General features: G+C 43.5%; 2 protein-coding genes. Both read right to left on the bottom strand.

The annotated features are described in order from the left end of the window. The coding region (locus KGY70_19725) for a hypothetical protein (GenBank protein ID MBS3777434.1) at positions 1-1086 on the bottom strand (1086 nt) is incomplete at its 3' end. A gap of 185 nt (positions 1087-1271) precedes the next feature. Then, positions 1272-2909: a FecR domain-containing protein gene (locus KGY70_19720; GenBank protein MBS3777433.1), complete on the bottom strand. Its 1638-nt coding sequence runs from the start codon at positions 2907-2909 to the stop codon at positions 1272-1274. Between the last annotated feature and the right edge of the window lie 295 nt (positions 2910-3204).

The raw sequence follows: 3204 nt of genomic DNA, 5'->3' as shown, positions 1-3204 counted from the left end.
GCTGTCACCATCTTGAAGGATGATAGATTCATTGGTACCACCTCTCCGTGCTCTTTGATCTACATAGGCTTCATTGCTGCTACCTATCTGGTCAACATCTGATATGTTTGTTCCGGCATAATAATAAGTTCCTTGTTTTACATCAACCATATTATCATCGCCTTCTTGCAAAACATCAGATTTGTTATGCTCAGCTCCGTTGGTACCCTGACCTACATTAATTTCATTGTTTTCACCTTTTTGAACGATGTCAGACTCATTCATACCTCCGCCGCCGCTATTGCCATATTTGGTTTTCTGTTTAACCTTGGCAAAGTTTCCATTTCCCAAGGATGAGCGAGATTGATATATATCGGAGATATTGGTTCCACCATTCTCGAGAATTTTCTGATCAACAATAGCTTCATTATCATGATAAAATTGTGATATTTCAGAAGTATTGGTACCGCTTCCGGTACGACCAAATTTAGCCACTAGTTGTGTCACTTCGGCTTTATTTCCTTCGGCATAACCACTTCCTTGCACCACTGTAGAAGTATTTTCTCCCCCAAAATTGGTTATTTGACTAATATCAGCCTCATTTGTGATACCCAATTGGGTGATATTAGACTCGTTTGATCCTCCATAATAATTACCGCGTTGTAAAACATCAGCATCATTGCCTTCAACGTCTTGGGTGATGTTTGATTCATTCAAATCCGCATCATTAGTATATTGCTCAACATCGGCTTCGTTGTCTGTTCCATCTTGGACAATGTTGGATAGGTTTTCACCACCACCATAATTGGTCAGTTGAAATACGTTAGCCCAATTCTCTGTGGCTCCCATTTCCTCTGAGCCTTGATCAATATTGGACTCGTTTTTACCTCCAGGAAAGCCATTACCACCTGTTTCTTGAATTACATAGGCTTCATTGAGTTCACCAAATTGATTGGTATAAGCAAAATTTTGCTTTGCTGTTTGGGTAATTTCTGAAGTTTGGTCATCTCCATTTTGAGTAACTTCAGCTTCATTAAATGGCGTCTGAGCTAAAGTCATGCCTGTTACAAATAACAGTGCTACTAAAATACTTGATAAACGTTTCATAACATGTTAAGTTTTTGGTTAAACAATTGGTTTTTAACTAGACAATTTGGGTTGAGCCTGTTTCAGGTTTGGCTGCCTGAGGCCGGCCTGGGCCTGTTCAGCTTTTTTTAGAATTTTAAGAATTTTGGTTTTTAGTGTTCAACAATAAGTTTTTGGTTAAACAATTGGGTACTTATTTTAATATCTTAATTTCCGTCCTGGTTGACCTTGATCTGGTTGTTTTGACCGCGCTGTATGTTGCGGGTCTGATTGCCCATTCCCTGCTGAATAATATCCACTTCATTGAAACTTCCTTCCTGCATGACACCCGGAGCCAAAGGATCCATGCCCCTTACTTCGTTTCCGGCTCCATACTGGCGGATCATGACATCGTTCTCCTTACCCTCTTGCAGGATGATGCTTGTATTGTCTTCACCCTGGCTTAAGGCATCAATTGTATTGTAGGTGCCTTCCTGCGTCGAATACATATTCGAATTATAGGACTCCACAATGTCGAAGATGGATACATTGCCGCTGCCCTGTTGCTTTTGCCAGGAAGACCAGCCCAGATCATCTGACTCATCTTTTTGGCCGCTGACATTGGCCGTGGCCTGGTTCTGACTGCCACTCTGATCCTGCTTCGATGCCAGGTCTTCCCCGATCTGCTCGATATAAGCCGTGTTTTGCTCACCATCCTGTCTGACAATGCCCACGTTGTTATTAGATTGAGCATTATCCGGTTCTTCGGGCTGCAGGATGTAATGCTGTTCGCCGGATCCCATGCTGCCACCCTGCTTAGGGGTAGATGCTCCGGTGTATACCTGCAGGTTGTTGGGTGCGGTCTGGTTTGAGCCGGCATTTGAATTGCTCCGGTTTGCAGTTTGCCAGGCATCGGTGGAAGGATCGGGCTGCAGAGCCTGGACTTGATTTTGCTGGCTTGTTTGTTTGTCACGCGGACTTTGATTTACCTTCTCACCTCTGGTAACACCAATGGAGCCATCAGATCCGGATTGTGAAGTGGATCCGGATTGACCGGATTCTTCGAAACCTTTCAGCCAGGTGTCGCTGGGTCCCACATCTTTTCTACGACTTAGCAGTTTATTAGTGGAGGCATCGTATTCGACCACATCACCGGGATTCATATTCAACACCTGGTTGGTCTGTTTCAGCTTCAGTCTGATTTTACCGGAATTCAGCGCCACATGCGTTCTGCTGCTGCTGCGGTTGTTGACGACAAACTCCGTTCCTACTACTTCTACCGAAAGCCCATTGGCCTGAACAACAAACTTAACCTTGTTGCCCTGGTAAAGCTGCTCTTCAACCTGGAAGTAAGCCTCTCCACGGAGTTGTACCTTTCGTGTCTCCATCTCGTTCCAGTTGGTGGCATAGCTCAGGCGGGAATTTTCCTTCATATAAACCCTGGAACCGTCAGGCAGTTCGATTTTCTCGTGTTCTCCTTCTTGAGTGATGTATTGATTCACTTCATCCTGGGGCTGATTCTGGAATAAGATGCCCAGACCGGCCACCACCAGGGCCAGTATAGAGGCGGCAATTCTCCAAAATCCTTTGCCAATCCAACGGCTTTGCCGCTCCATGGCCTTATCGAAGAAAGCTTCCACTTCCCGGTAACCTGCATCAATCTCTTTTTTGCTTACGGAGGCCTCATTGGTATGAAGTTCGCGAATGATCCTGCTGGCCTCATCAATCACCGGTCTCATCCCAGGATGCCGGGTGATCCATTCCCTCCAGAAGGCATCATTTTGAGGATCCTCATTCAGAACCCACATCCTGAAGCCATCATCCAGCACAAAGTCTTCTACACTATATTGATTGTACTTTTTCATCGAAACGAATGGATCTTTAATTGTTCACTATTAAAAAGGGTAACCGTTCCTATTTGTGGACAAGAAAATTCAAATTTTTTTTATTATCCTTATTGAATGAATCCTTTGTTAACCATCGGATGGTTTATTCAGGGGGTTTGCTTTTTTTTGATTTTTTCCAAAATAGAGCCTGTTTTTTTAAAAATGGTTTGCATTTTCAAAAATTATGAAAAGAAGAATCTTGATAAAACTGTCCACTTCGTATATGTACAAATATGGTACCTGTAGATAAGACCAGCCTATAGATGGAGTATTA

Source organism: Bacteroidales bacterium (assembly GCA_018334875.1).
GTDB lineage: Bacteria > Bacteroidota > Bacteroidia > Bacteroidales > UBA12077 > JAGXLC01.
This window is presented reverse-complemented; position numbering and strand designations above follow the sequence as displayed.